Source organism: Sphingobium sp. TomTYG73 (genome assembly GCF_055394245.1).
Map to the genome: position 1 here is coordinate 2,137,722 of NZ_AP027339.1, position 22,143 is coordinate 2,159,864.

Below are 22,143 nucleotides of genomic sequence, written 5' to 3' on the forward strand. Positions count from 1 at the left end.
GCATATGACATTGCAATCTTTCACGCCTGATCGCCCGCTCCGTCTTGGCACGCGAGGTTCGCCCCTTGCGCTGGCGCAAGCGCGCATGACGGCCGAGGCGCTCTGCGCGCAGCATGGCTGGGCAGCGGACACGATCGAGACGGTGATCGTCCAGACGAGCGGCGACCGGATTCAGGACCGGGCGTTGGCGGAAATCGGCGGCAAGGCGCTGTGGACGAAGGAACTGGACCGGGCACTGGTGGAAGGTCAAATCGATTTTGCCGTCCACTCCATGAAGGATGTGGAGACTATCCGACCTGCCGAAATCGCCATTGCGGCCATGCTGCCCCGCGCGGATGTCCGGGATCGGCTGGTCGGCGCGGAAAGCTTTGCGGCCCTGCCCGAGAACCCGGTGGTGGGATCAAGTTCCCCCCGGCGGGCGGCGCAGGTCAAGCGGCTGCGGCCTGATGCGCAAGTCGTGCTGTTCAGGGGGAATGTCGCGACGCGGCTGGCGAAGCTTGCCGCCGGGGAGGTGCATGCGACATTGCTTGCGGCGGCGGGGCTCGACCGGCTGGGGCAGCCGGACGTCGGGACATGCATCCCGCTTGACGTCATGCTGCCAGCACCATCGCAGGGCGCAGTGGGCATCGAGACATTGAGCGACAATGCGCAGATGCAGGCGCTGCTGGCCGGGATCAACGATAGCGACACGTTCGATTGCGTGATGGCCGAGCGAGCGGTCCTCAAAGGGCTGGGCGGGACGTGCCATTCGCCCATCGCGGCTCTGGGAAGGCTGGAGAATGGGAAAATCCGTCTCGCAGCGGAGATATTGAGCGCTGACGGGCGCGAGCGGGTGGATGACATAAAGGTCATCGCACGCGGCGATCTCAGCGCGGCGGAGGCGCTGGGACGCTCCCTGCTCGACCGTGCCAGCGCGGAGCTGCGCGCGCTGTTCGAGGCGTGAGGCCGGTCATCATCCTGCGGCCCGAACCGGGCGCGAGCGAGACTGCCGCGCGGGCAAGGAAGCTGGGCCTCCAACCCCGCCTTTGCCCGCTGTTCGAGGCACGGCCGGTCAGCTGGGACGCACCTCCCCCCGAGCGGTTCGATGCATTGGTGATGACCAGTGCGCAGGCGGCGCGGCTCGGCGGATCGCAGCTTGTCCGTTACCGGGCGCTACCCGCCTATGCGGTCGGGAGCGCGACCGCCCAGGCAATGGCAGAGCATGGCTTCGCGAATGTCGTCACCGGCGATCAGGATGGCAGCGCCATCGCGGCACGCATGGCGGCGGACGGACACCGGCGGGTGCTGCATCTGGGAGGCACGACCCTCGCCCCGATAGAGGCGGGGCAGTTGAGTATCGAGCGGGTGGCCGTCTATACGATCGGCGCGCGGCCACAGGCGCAGCTTGATCCTCAGCTGGAGCCTGGCGCGATATTGCTGGTTCATTCGCCCCGCGCGGGGAGCAGGCTTGCGGAACTGACCGCCCCGGAGCGGCGGCGCGATTTCCATATCATCGCCATCAGCCCGGCGGCTCTTTCAGCCTGCGGAGCCGGCTGGGCCAGCGGCGAAGCGCCCGACAGGCCCGATGACGAGAGGATGCTGGCCCTCGCGGCACGATTGTGCGAATGATCCCGCCAAGATGGAAGAAAGGTCCTCAATGAGCGAAGAAGGCGGCGCGACAAGCGTCACGGCGATTCCGCCGGTTCCTCCGCGCAAACGGAGTTCCTGGCCGATCTTCGCGTCCCTGCTATTTGCCTTTGTGATCGGCGTCGCGCTTGCCATCGGCACGATGCTCTATTTTCAAGGCCGCTGGAATGATCGCGCGCAACCGCCGGTAGCCACCGCCGACCCCTATTTGCGCCCCGGCGTCGCGCTACGCCCCCTGTCCGCCGATGCGGCGCAGATGCTGGACGGACGGGTGGTGCAGCTGGAAGATCGGCTCAATCGCATTACCGTGGAAGCTCAGGCCGCATCCGGAAATGCAGCCCGCGCCGAGGGATTGCTGGTCGCCTTCGCCGCGCGCCGTGCGCTCGATAGCGGGATGCCTCTCGGTTATATCGAAGGGCAATTGAGGTTGCGCTTTGGCCAGGCGCAGCCGCGCGCCGTGGCGACGATCATCAATGCGGCGCGCGAGCCGGTCACGATTGCCGACCTGCGCGCCGGACTTTCCGGCGTCGCCGATCAATTGACAACGCCCGGGCCACAAACGAGCTGGTGGGAATCGGTGGAGCATGAGGCCCGCGAACTCGTCACCATCAGGCGGACGTCCACACCCTCTCCGCGCCCGGAGGCCGCGATGGAACGGGCGCTGCGTTATATCGATGCGGGGCGGGTAGGCCCTGCTCTTGCAGAGGTGGAGAAAATGCCCGGCAGGGCGGCCGCCGACAGGTGGTTGCAGTTCGCCCGCCGCTATATCGAAGCACGGCGGGCGCTCGACCTGATCGAGACCGCAGCCATATTGGAACCGCGCCAGCTGCACGGCGTCAGTGGCGGGCCGGTCACCCAAACCTCTCCCCTCGCGCCCTGAAGAACCTGTCATAATCGACCAGCCGTTGAGACGGCCGCGCGAAACCATTGGACGCGCGGCGCATTTGTCATGAGAATGTCATCTTTCGCCTTCGGGCCTTGGAGACTGTTTTCTCGTGCCGCCTTATGTCGATTCGATCACCAGCTTCTGGAAGGGCCGCGTAGCGCAGCATCCTAGCGATGCAGTGCGGCCTTCCTTGCGGCATCTGCTGGGCAACGCTTCCATGCCGATCGATCTGGCGCGCAGCCGTGCCCGAGCCGGTGCCTTGTCGCGAGCTATAAAGGGCGATGGGCGCCACATCCTGCTGATCCCCGGCCTGCTCGCTTCAGAGCAGCGGATGGAGATGATGCGCACGATCCTTCAGGCTGCGGGATATAGGGCACACAGCTGGGACATGGGACGCAATCTGGGTCCCCGGCCAGACACGCTCGAGCAAATCGACCGGCGAGTGGACAGGATTCGCAAGGAAACCGATGCACCAGTGACTCTGGTGGGCTGGAGCCTGGGAGGGCTGTTCGCACGAGAATATGCCAAGGTCGCGCAGGAGAAAGTTGCTGGCGTCATCACCATGGGCACGCCCTTTTCAGGCGATCCGCGCGCCAATCATGCTTGGCGGCTCTATCAGCTGGTAGCGGGTCATCCCGTCGATTGCCCGCCTTTTGCCTGCAATCGGGAGGTAAAGCCGCAGGTCCCCACCATTGCCCTCTGGTCGCGGCGCGACGGGGTTATTGTGCCGGAATGCGCAAAGGGCAGGCCCGGCGAGCGCGACAGGGCCATCGAGGTGGATTGTACCCATATGGGCTTTGCTGTCGCGCCCGAAGGCATATTGGCTGTGGGCAAGGCGTTGGAAGCCATACGCGCCTGATCTGCTCAGGGCGCTGCCCGACTCAACCCAGGCGGCGAAGCGCCTCCTCCCTGCCGATGAGCGGCAAGAGTTGAGCCATGTCCGGGCCGTGATCCAAGCCGGTAAGGGCGCGGCGTAGGGGCAGGAACAGCATTTTGCCCTTGCGGCCTGTACGCTCCTTGAGCGCGCCGGTGAGCGCAGGCCAAATGTCCGCGTTGAAGTCCAACTCCAGCAGCATTTCCCGAGCAGTTGCGAGGAAGGTGCGATCATCCTCGTCGGGCGCAGGCGCTTCGATGGGGCCGGTCACGATGCGCCACCAATCGGCGGCCTGCCCCACATTTTCGAGGTTCGGCCGGATGGCGTTCCAGCCTGCTTCATCCATCCCGGCAGGCAGGCGGCCGGACACGGCGTCATAGGGTAGAAGATGGACGATCTTCTGGTTGAGTGCGGCAAGTTCCGCTTCATCGAAGCGGGCGGGCGCTCGTCCGAAATGCGCGAAGTCGAAGCTTTCGACCAACGGCCCGACATTCGCGAATGGCTCTACCGGCAGTGATGTGCCGAGGCGGGCGAGTAGCGACAAGACAGCCATGGGCTCCAGCCCGATCTCGCGGAAATGGGCGACGCCTAGCGAGCCCAAGCGCTTGGAGAGCTTGCCTTCGCTACCCGTCAGCAATGCCTCATGCGCGAAGAAGGGGAGCCCGGCCCCTAAAGCGGCGAACATCTGGATTTGCGTCGCCGTGTTGGAGACATGATCTTCGCCGCGCAGCACATGGGTTACCCCCATGTCCACATCGTCGATCACGGAGGGGAGCATGTAGAGCCAGCTGCCATCGGCGCGGCGGATCACAGGGTCGGACAGCAGCTTGGGGTCAAAGCGCTGCTCGCCACGGATGAGGTCGGTCCAGACGATCGGCTGATCATGATCGAGCTTGAAGCGCCAATGGGGTGTGCGGCCGTCGGCTTCATAGGTGGCAATCTGATCGGCGGTCAGCGACAGGGCGGCGCGGTCATAGACCGGCGGAAGTCCCCGGCCGAGCAGGACCTTTCGGCGCAGTTCCAGTTCTTGGCTCGTTTCATAGGCCGGATAGACATGGCCCGACGCCTTCAACTGCTCGAACCGGCTTTCATACAGGGCGAAGCGATCCGACTGCTTCTCCTCACCGTCCCAGTTCAGGCCGAGCCAGGACAGATCCGCCCGGATCGCGTCGGCATATTCCGCGCGCGAACGCTCAAGGTCCGTATCGTCGAGGCGCAGGAGGAACCTGCCGCCGCTTTTGCGCGCCCAAAGCCAGTTGTGGAGCGCGGCGCGGATATTGCCGACATGAAGGTTGCCGGTCGGCGAAGGGGCAAAGCGGGTGATAACAGTCATGAGCTTAAAGGGTCCGGAAAGCGTTGGTGATCGGATAACGGCGATCACGCCCGAAATTGCGCATGCCGAGCTTTACGCCCGGAGGGGATTGGCGGCGCTTATATTCGGCGACATAGAGGAGGCGCTCGATCCGGGCGACCACATCCTTGTCGAAGCCGCGCGCGACAAGCTCTTCCACCGACAGCTCCTCCTCCACCAGGCCATACAGGATGGGGTCCAGCACCTCATAGGGAGGGAGGCTGTCTTCGTCCTTCTGATCGTCCCGCAATTCCGCGCTCGGCGGCTTCGTGATCACGCGTTCGGGCATTACCGGACCGGATGGGCCAAGGCCAAGCGAAGAGACATGCTCGTTGCGCCAACGGCTGAGGTCGAAGACAGTGGTCTTGTAGGCGTCCTTCAACACCGAATAGCCGCCTGCCATGTCGCCATAGATGGTGGCGTAGCCGACCGACATCTCGCTCTTGTTGCCGGTGGTCAGCAGCATGTGGCCGAACTTGTTGGACAGGCCCATCAACGTCACGCCACGAATGCGGGACTGGAGATTTTCCTCGGTAAGGTCGCGCTGACGCCCCGCGAAAGCATCCGCCAGCATCGTGTCGAAGGCCGCCACGGCAGGCTCGATCGGGATCGTGTCGTAGCGGATGCCGAGCAGGCGGGCGCATGCGACGGCGTCGTCCAGGCTGTCCTGGCTGGTGAAGCGCGACGGCATCATGACGCTCCAGACGCGCTCCGGCCCCAGGGCGTCCACGGCCACCGCTGCCGACAGCGCTGAGTCGATGCCGCCTGACAGGCCGAGGACGACGCCGGGGAAGCCGTTGCGGTTCACATAGTCGCGCAGGCCCAGCACCATCGCATTGTAGATATCGGCGGGGCGGCTATCGAGTTCGTGCCGCTCGCCGGGAATGCAGACCCACTGGCCTTCCCATTTTTCCCAATGGGTGAGGACGAGCGCTTCCTCCCAGTCGGGGAGCTGGTGGGCGATGCTGCGGTCGGCGCCCATGACGAAGGACGCGCCGTCGAACACCAGTTCATCCTGGCCGCCGACGCGGTTCAGATAGACGAGCGGCAGGCCGGTTTCACGCACGCGCGTACCAGCGACGGCGTTGATGCGGCGGTCGTCCTTGTCGACTTCGAACGGGCTGCCATTGGGGCTGATGAGGATTTCCGCCCCCTCCGCCCGCAGATGCGCGGTGACGAAGGGGAACCAGATATCTTCGCAAATCGGCACGCCGATCTTCACGCCACGGAAGTCGATCGGCGCGGGTAGCGGGCCGGGCGCGAACAGACGCTTTTCGTCAAATGTGCCGTAATTGGGCAGCTCGCGCTTCTGGCGGATGGCGGTAACGGCCCCATCTTCCAACAGGGCGATGACGTTGAACAATACGCCTTGGGAGGCGACTACGGTGCCGACCACCATCGCGGGGCCGCCGTCCGCTGTCGCCTGGGCCAGACGATCCAGTTCATGGTTGGCGCGATCGACCAGTGCAGGCTTCAACACCAGGTCTTCGGGCGGGTAGCCGATCAGCTGGAGCTCGGGAAAGACGATGAGGTCGGCACCGGCCGCGCGCGCCCGCCATTCGAGCATCGCGTCCGCATTGGCCTTCAGGTCGCCCACGCTCTGTGTCATTTGGGCAAGGGCGATCACGAGTTTGTCGGTCATGCCCGCGCCCTAGTGCATTTTGCCCCCCTGCGCAAAAGCGCCTTTCCAGTGAGGGCAAGCGCGGCTAAAGGGGCCGCGTTTCGCGCACCGTCATCCAATCGTCACAGGGGTTTGGCCATGAAACTCATGACCGGCAATTCGAACAAGCCGCTTGCGGCCGCAATTGCAGATTATATCGAGATCCCGCTGACCGACGCGAGCGTCCGCCGCTTCGCGGATGAGGAAGTTTTCGTGGAAATTCACGAGAATGTCCGGGGCGAGGATGTGTTCGTCATTCAGTCGACGGCTTATCCGACTAACGACAATCTCATGGAATTGCTGATCATGATCGATGCGCTGAAGCGCGCGTCGGCCAAGCGAATCACTGCGGTGGTTCCTTATTTCGGCTATGCCCGGCAGGATCGGAAGCCCGGCCCGCGCACGCCGATCTCGGCCAAGCTGGTGGCGAACCTCATCACCACGGCGGGTGCTGACCGCGTGCTGTCGGTTGATCTGCATGCTGGGCAAATCCAGGGCTTTTTCGACATTCCGACCGACAACCTCTTTGGTGCACCGGTGATGTCGGCGGATATCCAGGCGCGCTTTGGTGATCGCAACCTGATGGTCGTGTCGCCGGACGTCGGCGGCGTGGTGCGCGCCCGTGCGCTGGCCAAGCGGCTGGACAACGCCCCGCTCGCCATCGTCGACAAGCGTCGCGAGCGGGCGGGCGAATCGGAAGTGATGAACATCATCGGCGACGTGAAGGGCCGCTTCTGCGTCCTGATCGATGATATCGTCGATTCGGCCGGTACGCTGTGCAACGCGGCCGGAGCGCTGAAGGCCGCAGGGGCAGAGGATGTGGTCGCCTATGTGAGCCATGGCGTGCTGTCGGGCGGCGCGGTTGCGCGCGTCGAGGCGTCGGAACTCAAGGAACTCGTGATCACCGATTCGATCCAGGGCACGGACACGGTGTGCACTGCCAAGAGCATCCGTCACCTGCCGATTGCCCCGCTGCTGGGCGAAGCGATCAAGCGGATTGCGGACGAAAGCTCGGTTTCCAGTCTGTTCGACTGACAGGAGAAGTTGCGCCGCGCGACTTGTTCTATGCGCCCGGCAGCAACACTATGGGCAGGCAGAATAGCAGGATCAGTCCGCCAACGACTCTCTGAGCGCGGGAAATGCCAAGCGGCTTTTCCCGCCAGAGCATCGGGCAGGCGAGCAGCGCCAGCAGTAAGAGCATGTTGGAAAGGGTAGCTGACCCGCCGACGGGCGCGTCCTGCCGCATGGCGAGAGCGCCCAGCAAGGCCGCGAAACTCAAGATCCAGCCGATCAGCGCCACAACGATTCCCTTCCGATACGAAGCGATAAACGGCGCGGATTGACGAAGCTTAAACGGCGGCTGCCCAAGGATCATAGGTGCCGAAGCTCCAGAGATTCCCTTCCGGATCGAGCGCCTCATAACCGCGTCCGGGATAGCCCTGATTATCATGCGGCTCGTTCACCACCACCGCACCCTGATTGCGGGCATGCAGGCAGTGGGCGTCGGCATCCGGGACCACCACATAGATGCAGGTCGTGACACCGCCCAGATCGCGCGGCGTCGTCCAACTGTAGAGCGACTCGGCCTCGCCATCGCGCGCGCTACCCAGCATGACCATGCCCTCGCCCAATATGAGTTGCGCGTGGTGGATGATGTGCGGGTCCGCTTCGTCCTCATAACATGCGTGCAATGCAAAGCCGAAAGCGTCTTGCAGGAAGTTTATAGCCGCTGGAGCATCGGCATAGCGCAGGCCGGGGATCAGTGAGGAGCCAGGCATGTTTTTTCCTTCCTTCGTCGCGATCAGGAACAGGTTGGCAAAGCCTAGCGCAGCAGGTGCTTTCCGGCTAGGCGGGAGCGATGACGACCCGCGATGACCTGACCCTTGCCCACCGCCTCGCCGACGCCGCGGCGGCGGCCATCCGGCCCTTTTTCCGCGCGCGATACGACATGGAATTCAAGTCGGACCAATCGCCGGTGACCGAGGCGGATCGGGCGGCGGAAGCAGCGATCCGAGCCATCTTGGAAAAGGAACGCCCCCAGGACGGCATCATCGGGGAAGAATATGGAGCGACACGCGAAGACGCGGAGCGCGTCTGGATCCTCGACCCGATCGACGGCACGCGCAGCTTCATTGCGGGACGGCCGATCTTTGGCACGCTTATCGCGCTGACTGAGGCGGGATGGCCGACGGTCGGCATCATCGACCAGCCAATCGCGCAAGAGCGCTGGGCAGGCATGATGGGCCAGCCCACCACCTTCAACGGCGCACCCGTCACCGCCCGCAGTTGCCGGTCGCTTGAAGAAGCGATCGTCGCCAGCACCGGGCCGCAATATTTCCCCGGATGCACCGGCGAGCATTTCTCGCGGCTGGCTGGTCAGTGTCGCGACACCGTGTGGGGCGGCGACTGTTATAATTACGGCCTTATCGCGTCAGGCCATGTCGATATCGTCGTCGAAGCCGGGTTGAAGCTGCACGACATTGCCGCGCTCGTCCCGGTCGTGGAAGGCGCAGGTGGACGGATGTGCGATTGGGCGGGCGACCCCATCACGGCGGAAAGCGACGGACAGGTTATCGCGATCGGCGATCCTGCTCGGCTGGACGATGTGCTGGAAGCGCTTGCCGAGGGACATCACGCTCATTGATGTTTAAGGCATTGATGTTTCAGGCCTTGATGTTTCAGGCGGCCACCGCCGTTACTGCTTCAGCATAGATCCGCGCGCTCTCGTCATCGAAGCAGATGAACAGGATGAGGTCGAAGGCCGACGGGAAAGCAGCAAGCTGGCCCCGCACCGTCTGGGCCGCGATCCGAGAGGCCTGTTCTTTCGGATAGCCATAAATGCCGGTGGAGATGGCGGGGAAGGCTATACTGCGGAGGCTGTGCTCCCGCGCCAGATCGAGCGATGATCGGTAGCAATTGGCGAGCAACCGGGGTTCGCCCGAAGCCCCGCCCCGCCATACCGGACCGACGGTATGAATGACATGGGCAGCGGGCAGGCTGTAGCCGCGCGTGATCCGCGCCTCCCCCACTGGACAGCCGCCCAGCATACGGCATTCGGCGAGCAGTTCAGGCCCTGCCGCACGATGGATCGCACCATCCACGCCGCCTCCCCCCAGCAGGGAACTATTGGCGGCATTGACGATCGCGTCCGTCGCCCAACGGATAATGTCGCCAGTTCGGATTTCCCAGCGGGCGGTGCCGCAGATCATATCGCAGCCCCTCTCGATGAATTGCGTTCGCAGCATTACCCTAGGGTCGATCGACATTCAGTTCTGGCGGCCTGCAAATGGCGGTCTCCGCGCTTCCGGTACTCACGTACTGTGAGTACGCTGCGCTCCGGCTCACGGAAAACCACCATTTTCGCCTCGCCGTCTCCTGAATGTCGATCCCCCTAGAAAATCCCCAGAAATTTCTTCTTCTGCTTCTTCTCTTCCCTCGCGTTGGCCTTGCCGGCTTCTTCCTTTGAAGTTGTGCCCCGGCCTACGTCATCTCGGGGCTCCCCGCCCTTCGTCCTCTGCGCAGTGGCGGTCGCGCCTGCCAGGACGGGGCCGCACGCCGCACTTTTGGCGTCACCCACATCGACAAAGGCCAGAACGGCAGCGAGTGGGCTCGCCGCGATCCCCAGCGCCGCCGCCGCACCGCCGCGCGCGATCAGTTCAGGACTGATGACGTTGATGCCGGGCTTCGCGAAATAGCCTGTGATGCCGACCGGCGATTGGCCGGAAAACAGGCTGAACTTCTTGCCGTCAGCGCGGAAGGCGAGATCGAGGCTCTCATTACGGAAGGAAAAGCCGCCCCGCCCCAGCATGACGTTCTTCCTGGTATCGATGATGATCGGGTCCGCCGCCGCGATGCCGTCGCGAACGGTGAAAGCGATGAGTCCGCAATTGATCTGGACAGGTTCCTTCAGCTTCTTTTCGAACATCTTCGTGATGAAGGTGCCCACATCGAGTTCAGCAAGCTGAACATTGCGTGCCCACATAGTGCCCGCAGGCAGGATGACCGCGATCCTGCCATTGGCGGTACTGAGCGAATCATGCACTGTGTTGCCCGAACCTGTCATTTGCGCCCGCGCCTTGATGATGCCGGTGGTCCCGGATTCCTCAACACCCCAGCGGCCAAGCAGCTTGCCCATGGGTGTCGGCGACAGGCGCACATCATAGCGCGTCCGCACCGGCTGAGCCCGCGCGTTTATCTCTATGTCCGAACTGACATGCCCGCCGGACATGTCGAAAGTGAGCGGCGAAAGCGTCAAAAGGCTGCGCTCAAGCGCTAGCGTAAGGCCGATATTGGAAATGGGCACATTGGGCGCCCTGACCTGGCGCACGTCGTATCGAACATTGGCATCGAAGTTGCGCAGCGCCTCTACCCTGAGCGGCGCGTCCGGCAGGACGCGCGGCCTGCCGCTGACATTCTCGATCGCGCCACTGGCGCCCTGCGCTTCCAGCTTTTGGGGATTGTAGCCGATGAAGGGACCCACATCGACAATATCGAGGGTGCGGGTGGCGAGGTCAGCCTTCAGACGCAGGCGATTGTCACGATGCGACACGGTCATGCGCCCGGAAAGGTCGCTGTCTCCGAACCGGCCCTTGAGATGGGTGAAACGCCATTCTCCACCCTGCTTGGTGAGCGCGGAGGTGAAGCGGTAGGTGCGGGTTTCGGGGATGGCGACGCCCAGAAAGTCGAACAGCAGCGCGAGATTGGGACCGCGCGTCAGCAGCCGCAAGTCCGCTCCCTCAATCTCAGTCGCGCCGGGCAAGGTTCCGCTGACCTCCAAAATTGTCGGCCCGGATTGCGCGTGAAGCGCGAGACTGTTCTTGCCGCCGGTGACGGTCTCATTGGGCGAAAGCAACCCGCCACGCAGAGTGAAGGGACGGCTGCGCATCGTGCCGTCGCCGGAGAAACGGATGTCGCTCGCAAAGCGCGTGTCCTGCGCCTTCACCGTTTCGAATTTTATGTCGGTGGACAGCTGCATCCGGGGGTCGCGATAGCGCAAGGTCGTCCCGTCAAGCAGCGCCCGACGCACGAGAGGCAGATTGAGCGGCTCTCCTTTCTTATTCGGGTCACCGAAGGTCCATGTATTGCTCTTGCCATCCCTCGACCATTCCAGGTCAGCGGCGGCGTTGCGAAGCTCAAGCCAACGAATGCGATATTTGTCGCCGAAGATCAGGCTGAACGGGGCGATCCGCGTGTCGATAAGGTCGGAATGGAAGAAATGCGGCCTGCTCGCCCAGGGCGTGTTGGCGATCGTCATTCCCTCGGCGCGAAACTTGATCGTGATGGGTGCGAAATAGAGTTGGAAGTCACCACCGACCTTGACCGGGCGCTCCAGCCGGCTGGTGAGGAAGCGCTCGAACGGATGTTTGAGGAAGCGGCCCTTCGTGATGAACAGGATCAACCACAGCAGGAGGATCAGCCCGACGATATAGGCGATGATACGCAGCGGCAGGGGAACATTCCGCCATTTCTGACGCGCAGCGGACCAATAATGGCCAACACCTCCCGCCCCGCTGTCGAGCGCAGGAGCCGATTTCGCCGGGGTGCCCGGCCGCAGGGGATCGGCGTCGGCCATGGCGCAAGAACGCCCTTCCCCTGCTTTAGGTCCGAATCACCTTGCTTTCCGGCGGCCGGCGGATTATGCGCGCCCCTTCGCGATATTTGGAAGGACCGCCCGGCTAACTAGGGCTGCCGTGGCTGTCCGTAATCGTCGCGCTGAAGAAGGAGACGAAAATGCCCAAGCTCAAGACCAAGAGCGGTGTGAAGAAGCGCTTCAAGTTCACCGCTTCCGGCAAGGTCAAGCACGGCGTCGCTGGCAAGCGTCACCGCCTGATCAGCCACAACGCAAAGTATATCCGCCAGAATCGCGGCACGTCCGTGCTGTCGGATTCCGATGTCGCTCACGTGCGCCTCTGGGCGCCCTACGGCCTGAAGTAAGGAGTAGAGGCACATGGCACGCGTAAAACGTGGTACTACCACCAAGGCGAAGCATAAGAGGATTCTGGATCAGGCGAAGGGCTATTATGGCCGTCGCAAGAACACGATTCGTATCGCTCGCCAGGCCGTCGAAAAGGCTGGGCAGTACGCTTATCGCGACCGCAAGGTCAAGAAGCGCACCTTCCGTGGCCTCTGGATCCAGCGCATCAACGCTGGTGTCCGCGCTGAAGGCCTGACCTATTCGCAGTTCATGCACGGCCTGAAGCTGGCTGGCGTCGATCTGGACCGGAAGGTTCTGGCCGACATTGCGATGCACGAAGGCGAGGCGTTTAGCGCCATCATCGCCCAGGCAAAGGCTGCGCTGCCCGCGGCCTGAGCATAGAACGGTCGAAAGATCGTCCAAGGGGCGCCGGGGCAGATGCTTCCGGCGCCCTTTTTGTTTTGTCGTGACTTCCGTTCGCTTCGAGCGACGTCGAGAAGCGGTTGCGCAGCACGGCTCGACCTTGCTCGAAGCGAACGGCGGGTAAGGAGATGTCCATGCCGCTGCACGTCTGGTGGCTCTATGTCACGGCGGTGTTCCTGATCTCGGCGACGCCGGGACCGAACATGCTGCATGTGATGACGCAGAGCATCGCGCATGGACCGCACAAGGCAATCGTGACGATGGCGGGCTTGATGAGCGCGGTATTGCTCTGCCTGATTGCGTCCGCGCTGGGATTGGGCGCATTGCTCAAGGCGTCGCCGGTGCTTTTCGATGCGCTGCGCTATGCCGGTGTGGCTTATCTGATCTGGCTTGGCGTTAAGGCTTGGCGCGCGCCCGTCGAATCCGACGAGGGTGAAGCGGCAGTCGCGCGGCCCGTCAGCAAACTTTTCGGCACCGCGCTCCTGACTGGCCTTTACAACCCCAAGCTCATCATCTTTGCCGCCGCGCTCTTCCCGCAATTCATTGATACGGAACGGCCGTTCACAGTCCAGTTGGTCATCCTGGTGGCGAGCTTCGTCGTGATCGAAAGCTTCTGGTACGCCATGTATGCACTGGGCGGGATGAAGTTGAAACGCTGGCTCCAGCCCGCAAACCGGCAACGTCTGTTCAATCGCGGGACGGGCTTGCTGTTCATCGGCTTTGGCGGTGCGCTGCTAGGCGCGCGGGCCTGACCCTTTCCTTGCCGCTCGCGCCCGGCTAAGGCGCGGTCAAATATTTCGCCTTCGCGGGAATGATGAATACTCATGAGTGAAATTGCCAATCTGAAAGCCGGCCTGATCGCCGACATCAATGCCGCCGACACGCTAGATGCGCTGGAAGCCCTGCGCGTGGGGGCCATGGGCAAGAATGGCGTGGTGACGGGGCTGCTCAAGACATTGGGGTCGATGAGCCCCGAGGAGCGGCTGGAGAAGGGACCGCCTATCCAGGATTTGCGGGAAAGCGTGACGGCTGCGCTGGCCGAGCGGAAGGCGGCGCTGGAGCAGGCGGCGCTCGATGCGAAGCTGGCGGCGGAAAAGATCGACATGACCTTGCCCGCTGATCTCGGCGCGCAGGGGTCGGTGCATCCGGTGAGCCAGGTCATGGACGAACTGGCGGAGATTTTCGCGGACCTTGGTTTCTCCGTCGCGACCGGGCCGGAGATCGAGGACGACTGGCATAATTTCACCGCGCTCAACATTCCCGAGACGCATCCGGCGCGGGCGATGCATGACACATTCTATTTCCCGGATGGCCCCGACGAGAATGGAGGCGGGAAGAAGATGCTGCTGCGCACCCACACATCGCCGGTGCAGATTCGCACGATGATGAGTGGCGAGCCGCCGATCCGTATCATCGCGCCGGGCCGCGTCTACCGGTCGGACAGCGATGCGACGCATACGCCGATGTTCCATCAGATCGAGGGGCTGGTGATCGACAAGGGCATCACCCTTGGTCATCTCAAATGGACGCTGGAAACCTTTTTGAAGGCCTTTTTCGAACGCGACGATATCGTGCTGCGCCTGCGGCCCAGTTACTTCCCCTTTACCGAGCCATCGGTCGAGGTGGATGTCGGCTACACGCTGGTGAGCGGTCAGCGGGTGATTGGCGGCGACGGCGATGCGCCCGGCGGCGGCTGGCTGGAAGTGCTGGGCAGCGGCATGGTCAATCGCCGGGTGATCGAAGCCTGCGGGCTCGATCCGGACGAATGGCAGGGCTTTGCCTTCGGCACCGGCGTCGATCGGCTCGCCATGCTGAAATATGGGATGAACGACTTGCGCGCTTTCTTCGACGGCGATCTGCGCTGGCTGAAACATTATGGCTTTTCGGCGCTGGATGTGCCGACGCTGAGCGGAGGAGTGGGCGCATGAAGTTCACGCTGAGCTGGCTCAAGACGCATCTCAGTACCGATGCCGACCTGCCGACGATCCTCAAAACGCTCAATGATATCGGCCTTGAGGTCGAGGGTGTGGAGAATCCGGCGGAAAAGCTCGCGCCCTTCCGCATCGCCAGGGTGCTGACCGCCGATCCGCATCCGCAGGCGGACAAGTTGCAGGTGCTGACCGTGGATGCGGGCGATGGCGCGTTGCAGGTCGTGTGTGGCGCGCCCAACGCTCGGGCGGGGCTGGTCGGCGTGTTCGGGACCGAGGGCGCGGTGGTGCCCGTCAATGGCATGGTGCTCAAGAAGACTGCCATTCGCGGGGTCGAATCCAACGGCATGATGTGTTCGTTCCGGGAGCTGGAACTGGGCGAAGATCATGAAGGAATCATCGAATTAAACGCGGATGCGCCGGTCGGGCGGGTCTATGCCGAGTGGGCCGGGCTGGATGACCCGGTGATTGATGTGAGTATAACACCTAATCGCCAGGACTGCATGGGCGTGCGGGGGATTGCGCGTGATCTGGCGGCGGCGGGGCTGGGGACGCTGAACGCGATCGTCGTGCCGGAGGTCGAGGGCGTCGGGCCGGGGCCGGACGTGCGGATCGAGGATGCGGATGGCTGCCCAGCCTTCTTCGCGCGCACGGTCAGGGGCGTGACCAATGGCGCGTCGCCCGAATGGATGGCGCGACGGTTGAAGGCGATCGGGCAGAAGCCGATCAGCACGCTGGTCGATATCACCAACTATCTGATGATCGACCTTGGCCGCCCGTTGCATGTCTACGACATGGCCAAGCTGCAAGGTCCGCTGACTGCCCGTCTGGGCAAGGCTGGCGAAGAGGTGCTGGCGCTCAATGGCAAGAGCTATACGGTTGATGAGACGATGACCGTCATCGCCGACACGCAAGCGGTGCACGACATTGGCGGCATCATGGGCGGCGAGCATTCGGGCGCCAGCGAGGCGACGACAGATGTGCTGATCGAATGCGCCTATTTCACGCCCGAACGCATCGCGGTTACGGGACAGAAGCTGGGCCTGACCAGCGACGCGCGGGGGCGGTTCGAACGCGGGGTGGACCCGGCATTCCTGGATGACGGCTTGTCGATCGCGACCGACCTGGTGGTGAAGCTGTGCGGCGGCAGCGCCAGCGAGGCGACGCGCAGTGGCATGCCGCCCGTCGCAAACAAGATCGTCCGGTACGAACCGTCGCAATGCCTGACGCTGGCTGGCGTTTATGTGGGCGATGCCGAGCAGAAGCGCGTCCTGGAAAGCCTGGGCTTTGGCGTCGAGGAACATGATGCCACGTTCGATTATGACGACGGCGTCCCGGTAACGACGACCGCCCATTGGTCGGTCAGCGTGCCCAGCTGGCGGCGCGATGTCGATGGCTGGCCCGATCTGGTCGAGGAGGTCGTGCGTATCGTGGGGCTGGATCAGGTCCCCTCCACCCCCCTGCCCCGCATGCCCGGCGTCGCCAAGCCAACGGCAACCAGCGAGCAGCTGATGGAGCGGCGGGTTCGGCGGACGGCGGCGGCCCGGGGCCTGGCCGAGGCGATCAACTGGTCGTTCATCTCGGAAAAGGAAGCGGCGTCGGTCGGCGGTGGCGACTGGACGCTGGCGAACCCGATTTCTGAGGATTTGAAGGTCATGCGCCCTTCGCTGCTGCCCGGCCTGCTGTCGGCCACGCGGCGGAACATGGACCGGAGCGCGACTTCGGTGCGGCTGTTCGAGGTCGGCCGTCGCTATTTCAGCGACAAGGAGCGGGCCACGGCCGGCTTCGTGCTGGCAGGCGAGAAAGTCGCGCGCGGATGGCAGACGGGCAAGGCGCAGACTTTCTCCGCCTTTGACGCGAAGGCCGAAGCGATCGCGCTGCTGGCCGCCGCAGGCGCGCCCGTGGCCAACCTGCAAAGCTTTGGCGAGGCATCGGGCGCCTACCATCCGGGTCAGTCGGGGACGTTGCGCCTTGGCCCCAAGGTGGTGCTGGCCGAATTTGGCGTGCTGCATCCTTCGCTGGCTAAGCAATTCGGCATCAGCGGCGCGGTAGTGGCAGGCGAGATTTTCCTGGATGCGATCCCGGCCAAGCGGAAGAGCGGCTTCATGCGCGCGCCCTATGCGCCACCCGCCTTGCAGGCGGTGAAGCGCGACTTTGCCTTTGTTGTCGATGAGGCGATCGAGGCGGATGCGCTGGTGCGCGCGGTCAAGAGCGCGGACAAGAAGAGCATCGTCGATGCGCGGTTGTTCGACGTCTTTGTCGGGCCGGGCGTGGACGAGGGCAGCAAGAGCCTAGCGATCGAGGTAACGTTACAGCCGGGTGAGAAGAGCTTTTCGCAGGAGGAGCTGGACGCCATCAGCGCCGCTGTCGTAAAGGCGGCGGAGAAGCTGGGCGCGACGTTGCGGGGGTGAGGGAAACCTCGCCAGGGGTCTGGCTGGAGTAGCGAGGCTGGCTTTGCTCCGTTGAAGAGAAGAGAAGGACTTCGACAAGCTCAGTCCGAACGGAAATAGTGGGCTGGACCGACAGGATCAAAAGTAGAGGGCTGATGGACGAGCTTGTAACGATCGTGTCGGACGGGCTGACCGCCGCTATCAACCCGCTGGGCGCGGAGCTTTGGTCGCTCAAGGATTCTGCCGGGCGCGAACTCATGACCGATGCCGATCCGCGCTGGTGGACAGGGCATGCGCCGTTGCTGTTTCCTTTCGTCGGGCGGTCGCGCAATGATGTGTATCGGCTGGACGGGCATGATCATCCGATGCCGCAGCACGGCTTTGCCCGGCACATGGCGTTCGCGCAGGTGGAGCATCGGCCGGAATCGGTGATCTTCCGGCTGGAGGCGGACGCGGCGACGCGGGCCGTCTATCCGTTCGATTTCCGGCTGGACATGCAGTTCGCTGTCGCGGGCCGCACGCTGATGATGACGGCCACGGTGATGAACCGGGGTGAGGCCGATATGCCCTTTTCCTTTGGCTATCATCCGGCCTTTGCCTGGCCGCTGCCCTTTGGCGGTTCGGCGCAAGATCATCAGATAGAGTTCGAGAAGGCGGAAACGGCACCGCTGCGCAGGGTGGGAAACGAGCCGGGCCTGATCGCGCGGGAAAGCGTTGCATCGCCGGTGAAGGGCAAGGTCCTGCATCCCACCCATGCGATGTTCGAGGGCGATGCGCTGGTCTGGGATGCGTTGGAGAGCGACAGCCTATATTGGGGTGTGCCGGGACAGACGCGGCTGAAGATCGACTTTCCCGATACGCCATGGCTGGGGCTGTGGCAGAAGCCGGGCGCGCATTATCTGTGCGTCGAGCCCTGGGCGGGGATGGCTGACCTGGTCGGGTTCGAAGGAGATGTCTGGGACAAGCAGGGCGTCATGCGGCTACTGCCGGGGGACGAGCGGCGGTTCCGCATGGACGTGACGGTCGTGGACGTGTAACGGCGGCTTCCATGATTCCGTTCGGGCTGAGCCTGTCGAAGCCTCTTCCCTGGAAGGAAGTAAAGCCCTTCGACAAGCTCAGGGCGAACGGTTGTTTTTATACCGAGCCCCCGACAACATCATGACCATCCCATCCCGCCGCACCTTCGCGATCATTTCCCACCCTGACGCGGGTAAGACCACGCTGACCGAAAAGCTGCTGCTGGAAGGCGGCGCCATCCATCTGGCCGGTGAGGTCAAGGCGCGCGGGGCGAACCGGCGCGCGCGGTCGGACTGGATGAAGATTGAGCAGCAGCGCGGCATTTCCGTGACCAGCTCGGTCATGACGTTCGAACGCGACGGCATCACCTTCAACCTGCTCGACACGCCGGGGCACGAGGATTTCTCGGAAGATACCTATCGCACGCTGACGGCGGTGGATTCGGCGGTCATGGTGATCGATGCGGCCAAGGGTATCGAGCCGCAGACGCGCAAGCTGTTCGAAGTGTGCCGGTTGCGCAACGTGCCGATCATCACTTTCGTGAACAAAGTGGACCGCGAAGGGCGCGACACCTTCGCCCTGCTGGACGAAGTGGCGGACGCGCTGGCGCTGGACGTGTGCCCGATGAGCTGGCCGGTCGGCATGGGTGGCGAGTTCGAAGGGGTTTACGATTTCGCCAAGAACCGGCTGCGCCAGCCCAGCGGTCCGAGCAAGGAATTTGAGGGCAAGCAGGTGTTTGTCGAGGGCATCGATGATGATGCGCTGGCCGAACATATTTCCGCGCGGGGCCTCGAAAAGCTGCGCGAGGAAGCTGAGTTGGCGGTTGGCGGCTATGCGGACTTCGATCTGGCGGCCTATCGCCACGGCGATCTGACGCCGGTCTATTTCGGGTCGGCGCTCAAGCTGTTCGGCGTCACCGAGCTGATCGACGCGCTTGCCGCCCATGCGCCGCCGCCGCGTGCGCAGCCGGCCGAGCCTGCGCCGGTGGAGCCGGAGAATAGCGAAGTCACTGGCTTCATCTTCAAGGTGCAGGCGAATATGGACCCGCAGCATCGCGACCGCATCGCCTTCATGCGGCTCTGTTCGGGCAAGTTCCGGCGCGGCATGAAGCTGACGCCGAGCGGGTCGGGCAAGCCGATCGCGGTGCACTCGCCGATCCTGTTCTTTGCGCAGGACCGCGAGATTGCGGATGAGGCCTTTCCGGGTGACATTATCGGTATTCCCAACCACGGGACTTTGCGGGTGGGCGACACGCTGAGTGAGAAGGCGGGGGTGCGCTTTACCGGCCTGCCGAACTTCGCACCGGAAATATTGCGGCGCGTGGCGCTGAAAGATCCAACCAAGACGAAGCAGTTGAGGAAGGCGCTGGACGACCTGTCCGAAGAAGGGGTGATCCAGGTTTTCTATCCCGAGATCGGCAGCAGCTGGGTCGTCGGCGTGGTCGGGCAGTTGCAGCTGGACGTGCTGATTTCGCGGTTAGAAGCCGAGTATAAGGTGGCGGCGGGGCTGGAGGCATCTCCCTTCGATACGGCTCGCTGGATTTCCGGTGATGAGGCGGCGGTGAAGGACTTGGCCTCGTTCAACGTGGCGAACATGGCGAAGGATCGCGACGGCAACCTTGTCTTCATGGCGAAGAGCGCGTGGGATGTGGGTTATCAGCAGGAGCGGCATCCCAAGGTGAAGTTCAGCGCGACCAAGGAACGCTGAAGTTTGGCGGTCGGGGGATGAGCGCCATCCTCTACAGTTTCCGCCGCTGCCCCTATGCCATGCGGGCGCGGATGGCGCTGATCATCAGCGGGCAGCAGGTGGAGTTGCGCGAGGTCGTTTTGCGCGACAAGCCTGCGTCGATGCTGGCGCTGTCACCCAAGGGCACGGTGCCGGTGCTGGCGCTGCCCGGTGGCGACGTGATCGACGAGAGCCTGGACATCATGCGCTGGGCGCTTCGCCTGGATGATCCGGAGGGCTGGCTCGATAGGGATGATGCGACGCTGATCGCTGCCAATGACGGGCCGTTCAAGCAACATCTCGACCGCTACAAATATGCGACGCGCCATGGGTCGGACCCGCTGGAACATCGCGCCGCAGGGATGGCGTGGCTGGGCGAATTGGAGGCGCGGCTGGAGAGCAGTGCTTTCCTGTGTGGCGAGCGCAGGATGCTGGCCGACATCGCGATCTTTCCGTTTGTGCGGCAGTTTGCGGCGGCTGATCAGGCGTGGTTTGACGCACAGCCCGTGCCGCGTGTGCAGGCATGGTTGCGCGCTTTGATCGGGTCGGAATTGTTTGACCGCGCCATGACGCGCAGAGCTGCATGGCGGCCGGGTGACGCGCCGGTCTTTCTTTAGCGGCGCAGCAGGAAGACAGCGTGCTCGGCGAACAGGTTGGCGTTCGCGTGGGTCGTTTCCTTGTCGCCCTTCAGAAACCATTGGCCATCGATCGTCCAGCCGCGATCCTTCACCAGCGCGCGGAAATCATCGACGGTGACATGGTGGATGTTGAGCGTGTCGTACCAGGTGTCGGGCAACAGGCGCGTCACCGGCATGCGCCCACCCCACATCAGCGACAGCCGCCCGCGCCAATGGGCGAAATTGGGGAAGGAGACGAAGGCCTGACGGCCGATGCGCAGCAGTTCCTCCACCACCAGGTCCGGGCGGCGCGTGGTCTGTAGCGTCTGGCTCAAGATCGCATAGTCGAAGCTGGCGTCGGGATAATAAGTGAGATCAGTGTCGGCGTCGCCCTGCACGACCGACAGGCCCCGGCCGACGGCGGCGGCGACATTGCCCGCGTCCAGTTCCAGCCCGCGCGCATCCACCTGTTTCGTGTCGCGCAGCGCCGCCATGAGCGCGCCGTCGCCGCAGCCGACGTCCAGCACGCGCGCGCCCGGCGTTACGGTGCGGGCGATCAGGGCGAGGTCCGGCCGAAGCGTCTCGCTCACGCGCGGCCGCCCTTGAGGAAGCCATCGACGACGCGGTTCAATTCCGGGCATTCCAGCAGGAACGCGTCATGGCCGAAGGGGCTGGATAGCTCAACGAAGCTGGCGTGCGCGCCGCTGGCATTGAGGGCGTGAACGATGATGCGGGACTCCGCCGTGGGGTAGAGCCAGTCCGTGTCGAAGCTTACCAAGCAGAAGCGGGCCTTGGACGGGGCGAAGGCGGTGGCGAGGCTGCCGCCATGATCCTCCGCAATGTCATAATAATCCATGGCGCGGGTGATGTAGAGATAGGAGTTGGCGTCGAACCGCTCGACGAAGCTCAACCCCTGATGGCGCAGATAGCTTTCGACCTGGAAGTCGGCGTCGAAGCCAAAGGTCTTGGCATCGCGCCCTTGCAGGCGGCGGCCGAATTTTTCGGTCAGGCCCGCTTCGGACAGATAGGTGATGTGCGCGGCCATGCGGGCGACGGCAAGACCGGCGCTCGGCACCTGGGCGTCGGCATAATAGTCGCCGCCGCGCCAGTTGGGGTCGGCCATGATCGCTTGACGCCCAACTTCGTGGAAGGCGATGTTCTGCGCGCTGTGGCGGGCGGTGGACGCGATGACGATGCAGCTTTCGACGCGATCGGGGAAGATGGTTGGCCAGCTAAGCGCCTGCATGCCGCCCATGGAGCCGCCGATGACGGCAGAGAGGCGATCGACGTCCAGATGGTCGAGCAGCAGCGCTTGGGCGCGCACCATGTCGGCGATGGTGAGCACCGGAAAGCGCATCGCATAGGGCGCGTTGCTCGACGGATCGACACTGGCGGGGCCGCTGGACCCCATGCAGCTGCCGATGACGTTGGCGCAGACGATGAAATGGCGCGCCGGATCGATGGGCTTTCCTTCCCCCACCATGCGCCACCACCAGCCGGGCTTGCCGGTGACGGGGTGGTCGGACGCCACATATTGGTCACCGGTCAGCGCGTGGCAGATGAGGATGACGTTCGACTTGTCCGCGTTCATCTGCCCATAGGTTTCATAGGCGATATCGACCGGCGCGAGCGCGGCGCCGCTGTCCAGCCGCAGGGGGCCGGACAGGCGGACCTGGCGGCGGAGGCCGAAACGGCTGTCGTCGATGAAGGAGGCGCTGGCCATGGTCAAAGC

At 63.7% G+C, this 22,143-nt stretch carries 22 protein-coding genes; 14 read left to right on the forward strand and 8 right to left on the reverse strand.

Features of this window, described 5'->3' with window-relative positions; genetic code table 11:
• The first annotated feature begins 4 nt into the window (after window positions 1-4).
• The 4 genes from hemC (at window position 5) to ACZ5TH_RS10790 (ending at window position 3,371) form a co-directional block, all read left to right on the forward strand.
• Window positions 5-943 (forward strand): hydroxymethylbilane synthase, encoded by a 939-nt coding sequence (gene hemC, locus ACZ5TH_RS10775; RefSeq protein ID WP_464793904.1) that lies wholly within the window; start codon window positions 5-7, stop codon window positions 941-943.
• Entirely contained in the window at window positions 940-1,608 is a 669-nt protein-coding gene (locus ACZ5TH_RS10780) for a uroporphyrinogen-III synthase (RefSeq protein ID WP_464793905.1), read from the forward strand. Before hemC ends, ACZ5TH_RS10780 begins: the two co-directional genes overlap by 4 nt.
• 10 nt (window positions 1,609-1,618) lie before the next feature.
• Window positions 1,619-2,506, forward strand: coding sequence for a hypothetical protein (locus tag ACZ5TH_RS10785; protein WP_464793906.1), 888 nt, complete (start codon window positions 1,619-1,621; stop codon window positions 2,504-2,506).
• Window positions 2,507-2,621: 115 nt separating this feature from the next.
• Complete coding sequence (locus ACZ5TH_RS10790; protein ID WP_464793907.1) at window positions 2,622-3,371, forward strand: esterase/lipase family protein; 750 nt, start codon at window positions 2,622-2,624, stop codon at window positions 3,369-3,371.
• A gap of 22 nt (window positions 3,372-3,393) precedes the next feature.
• Here the strand turns inward: ACZ5TH_RS10790 and gltX are convergent, their stop codons facing one another.
• Together gltX and ACZ5TH_RS10800 are read right to left on the reverse strand one after the other, a co-directional pair.
• Complete coding sequence (gene gltX, locus ACZ5TH_RS10795) at window positions 3,394-4,719, reverse strand: glutamate--tRNA ligase (protein ID WP_464793908.1); 1,326 nt, start codon at window positions 4,717-4,719, stop codon at window positions 3,394-3,396.
• Window positions 4,720-4,723: 4 nt separating this feature from the next.
• A complete protein-coding gene (locus tag ACZ5TH_RS10800) occupies window positions 4,724-6,379 on the reverse strand; it encodes an NAD+ synthase (protein WP_464793909.1) in 1,656 nt (551 codons plus the stop codon).
• A gap of 117 nt (window positions 6,380-6,496) precedes the next feature.
• Between ACZ5TH_RS10800 and ACZ5TH_RS10805 the strand changes: the two genes are divergently transcribed.
• The gene (locus ACZ5TH_RS10805; protein WP_460986980.1) at window positions 6,497-7,432 is read left to right on the forward strand and encodes a ribose-phosphate pyrophosphokinase; all 936 of its coding nucleotides are present in this window, start codon (window positions 6,497-6,499) and stop codon (window positions 7,430-7,432) included.
• A gap of 28 nt (window positions 7,433-7,460) precedes the next feature.
• On the opposite strand, the gene ACZ5TH_RS10810 is transcribed toward ACZ5TH_RS10805, so the two are convergent.
• A complete protein-coding gene (locus tag ACZ5TH_RS10810; protein WP_464793910.1) occupies window positions 7,461-7,697 on the reverse strand; it encodes a hypothetical protein in 237 nt (78 codons plus the stop codon).
• A 49-nt stretch (window positions 7,698-7,746) separates the two neighbouring features.
• Window positions 7,747-8,175, reverse strand: a complete 429-nt coding sequence (locus ACZ5TH_RS10815) for a VOC family protein (RefSeq protein WP_449474437.1) — start codon at window positions 8,173-8,175, stop codon at window positions 7,747-7,749.
• Between the two features lie 80 nt (window positions 8,176-8,255).
• Here ACZ5TH_RS10815 and hisN point away from each other — a divergent pair, with 80 nt between their 5' ends.
• Window positions 8,256-9,041: a histidinol-phosphatase gene (hisN, locus tag ACZ5TH_RS10820; RefSeq protein WP_460986983.1), complete on the forward strand. Its 786-nt coding sequence runs from the start codon at window positions 8,256-8,258 to the stop codon at window positions 9,039-9,041.
• 34 nt (window positions 9,042-9,075) lie between these two features.
• Here the strand turns inward: hisN and ACZ5TH_RS10825 are convergent, their stop codons facing one another.
• On the reverse strand, window positions 9,076-9,606 hold the full coding sequence (locus ACZ5TH_RS10825) for an O-acetyl-ADP-ribose deacetylase (RefSeq protein WP_464793911.1): 531 nt from the start codon (window positions 9,604-9,606) through the stop codon (window positions 9,076-9,078).
• A gap of 182 nt (window positions 9,607-9,788) precedes the next feature.
• Window positions 9,789-11,969 (reverse strand): AsmA family protein, encoded by a 2,181-nt coding sequence (locus ACZ5TH_RS10830; RefSeq protein WP_464793912.1) that lies wholly within the window; start codon window positions 11,967-11,969, stop codon window positions 9,789-9,791.
• Window positions 11,970-12,127: 158 nt separating this feature from the next.
• On the opposite strand from ACZ5TH_RS10830, the gene rpmI reads away from it, so the two are divergent.
• From rpmI to ACZ5TH_RS10870, 8 genes are all read left to right on the forward strand, one after another.
• Complete coding sequence (rpmI, locus tag ACZ5TH_RS10835) at window positions 12,128-12,331, forward strand: 50S ribosomal protein L35 (RefSeq protein ID WP_183955972.1); 204 nt, start codon at window positions 12,128-12,130, stop codon at window positions 12,329-12,331.
• Window positions 12,332-12,344: 13 nt separating this feature from the next.
• The gene (gene rplT, locus ACZ5TH_RS10840) at window positions 12,345-12,707 is read left to right on the forward strand and encodes a 50S ribosomal protein L20 (RefSeq protein ID WP_022682430.1); all 363 of its coding nucleotides are present in this window, start codon (window positions 12,345-12,347) and stop codon (window positions 12,705-12,707) included.
• A gap of 161 nt (window positions 12,708-12,868) precedes the next feature.
• The gene (locus tag ACZ5TH_RS10845) at window positions 12,869-13,486 is read left to right on the forward strand and encodes a LysE family translocator (protein WP_464793913.1); all 618 of its coding nucleotides are present in this window, start codon (window positions 12,869-12,871) and stop codon (window positions 13,484-13,486) included.
• A gap of 72 nt (window positions 13,487-13,558) precedes the next feature.
• On the forward strand, window positions 13,559-14,662 hold the full coding sequence (gene pheS / locus ACZ5TH_RS10850; protein WP_464793914.1) for a phenylalanine--tRNA ligase subunit alpha: 1,104 nt from the start codon (window positions 13,559-13,561) through the stop codon (window positions 14,660-14,662).
• Entirely contained in the window at window positions 14,659-17,073 is a 2,415-nt protein-coding gene (gene pheT, locus ACZ5TH_RS10855; RefSeq protein WP_464793915.1) for a phenylalanine--tRNA ligase subunit beta, read from the forward strand. The genes pheS and pheT overlap by 4 nt, the downstream gene beginning before the upstream one ends.
• A 134-nt stretch (window positions 17,074-17,207) precedes the next feature.
• A complete protein-coding gene (locus ACZ5TH_RS10860) occupies window positions 17,208-18,089 on the forward strand; it encodes an aldose 1-epimerase family protein (protein ID WP_464793916.1) in 882 nt (293 codons plus the stop codon).
• A gap of 121 nt (window positions 18,090-18,210) precedes the next feature.
• A complete protein-coding gene (locus tag ACZ5TH_RS10865) occupies window positions 18,211-19,776 on the forward strand; it encodes a peptide chain release factor 3 (RefSeq protein ID WP_464793917.1) in 1,566 nt (521 codons plus the stop codon).
• A 17-nt stretch (window positions 19,777-19,793) separates the two neighbouring features.
• On the forward strand, window positions 19,794-20,411 hold the full coding sequence (locus ACZ5TH_RS10870; RefSeq protein ID WP_464793918.1) for a glutathione S-transferase: 618 nt from the start codon (window positions 19,794-19,796) through the stop codon (window positions 20,409-20,411).
• On the opposite strand, the gene metW is transcribed toward ACZ5TH_RS10870, so the two are convergent.
• Both metW and metX read right to left on the reverse strand, forming a co-directional pair.
• On the reverse strand, window positions 20,408-21,001 hold the full coding sequence (gene metW / locus ACZ5TH_RS10875; RefSeq protein WP_464793919.1) for a methionine biosynthesis protein MetW: 594 nt from the start codon (window positions 20,999-21,001) through the stop codon (window positions 20,408-20,410). The two genes, ACZ5TH_RS10870 and metW, sit on opposite strands and share 4 nt — an antisense overlap.
• A complete protein-coding gene (gene metX / locus ACZ5TH_RS10880; protein ID WP_464793920.1) occupies window positions 20,998-22,134 on the reverse strand; it encodes a homoserine O-acetyltransferase MetX in 1,137 nt (378 codons plus the stop codon). Before metX ends, metW begins: the two co-directional genes overlap by 4 nt.
• Window positions 22,135-22,143 lie beyond the last annotated feature (9 nt).

What these genes read in the sequence shown, in the direction of transcription:
- hemC (WP_464793904.1), top strand. Translation starts at nt 5, where the DNA reads ATGACATTGCAATCTTTCACGCCTGATCGCCCGCTCCGTCTTGGCACG.
- ACZ5TH_RS10785 (WP_464793906.1), top strand. Translation starts at nt 1,619, where the DNA reads ATGGAAGAAAGGTCCTCAATGAGCGAAGAAGGCGGCGCGACAAGCGTC.
- gltX (WP_464793908.1), bottom strand. Translation starts at nt 4,719, where the DNA reads ATGACTGTTATCACCCGCTTTGCCCCTTCGCCGACCGGCAACCTTCAT.
- ACZ5TH_RS10800 (WP_464793909.1), bottom strand. Translation starts at nt 6,379, where the DNA reads ATGACCGACAAACTCGTGATCGCCCTTGCCCAAATGACACAGAGCGTG.
- ACZ5TH_RS10805 (WP_460986980.1), top strand. Translation starts at nt 6,497, where the DNA reads ATGAAACTCATGACCGGCAATTCGAACAAGCCGCTTGCGGCCGCAATT.
- ACZ5TH_RS10815 (WP_449474437.1), bottom strand. Translation starts at nt 8,175, where the DNA reads ATGCCTGGCTCCTCACTGATCCCCGGCCTGCGCTATGCCGATGCTCCA.
- hisN (WP_460986983.1), top strand. Translation starts at nt 8,256, where the DNA reads ATGACGACCCGCGATGACCTGACCCTTGCCCACCGCCTCGCCGACGCC.
- ACZ5TH_RS10825 (WP_464793911.1), bottom strand. Translation starts at nt 9,606, where the DNA reads ATGATCTGCGGCACCGCCCGCTGGGAAATCCGAACTGGCGACATTATC.
- ACZ5TH_RS10830 (WP_464793912.1), bottom strand. Translation starts at nt 11,969, where the DNA reads ATGGCCGACGCCGATCCCCTGCGGCCGGGCACCCCGGCGAAATCGGCT.
- rpmI (WP_183955972.1), top strand. Translation starts at nt 12,128, where the DNA reads ATGCCCAAGCTCAAGACCAAGAGCGGTGTGAAGAAGCGCTTCAAGTTC.
- rplT (WP_022682430.1), top strand. Translation starts at nt 12,345, where the DNA reads ATGGCACGCGTAAAACGTGGTACTACCACCAAGGCGAAGCATAAGAGG.
- ACZ5TH_RS10845 (WP_464793913.1), top strand. Translation starts at nt 12,869, where the DNA reads ATGCCGCTGCACGTCTGGTGGCTCTATGTCACGGCGGTGTTCCTGATC.
- pheS (WP_464793914.1), top strand. Translation starts at nt 13,559, where the DNA reads ATGAGTGAAATTGCCAATCTGAAAGCCGGCCTGATCGCCGACATCAAT.
- pheT (WP_464793915.1), top strand. Translation starts at nt 14,659, where the DNA reads ATGAAGTTCACGCTGAGCTGGCTCAAGACGCATCTCAGTACCGATGCC.
- ACZ5TH_RS10860 (WP_464793916.1), top strand. Translation starts at nt 17,208, where the DNA reads ATGGACGAGCTTGTAACGATCGTGTCGGACGGGCTGACCGCCGCTATC.
- ACZ5TH_RS10865 (WP_464793917.1), top strand. Translation starts at nt 18,211, where the DNA reads ATGACCATCCCATCCCGCCGCACCTTCGCGATCATTTCCCACCCTGAC.
- ACZ5TH_RS10870 (WP_464793918.1), top strand. Translation starts at nt 19,794, where the DNA reads ATGAGCGCCATCCTCTACAGTTTCCGCCGCTGCCCCTATGCCATGCGG.
- metX (WP_464793920.1), bottom strand. Translation starts at nt 22,134, where the DNA reads ATGGCCAGCGCCTCCTTCATCGACGACAGCCGTTTCGGCCTCCGCCGC.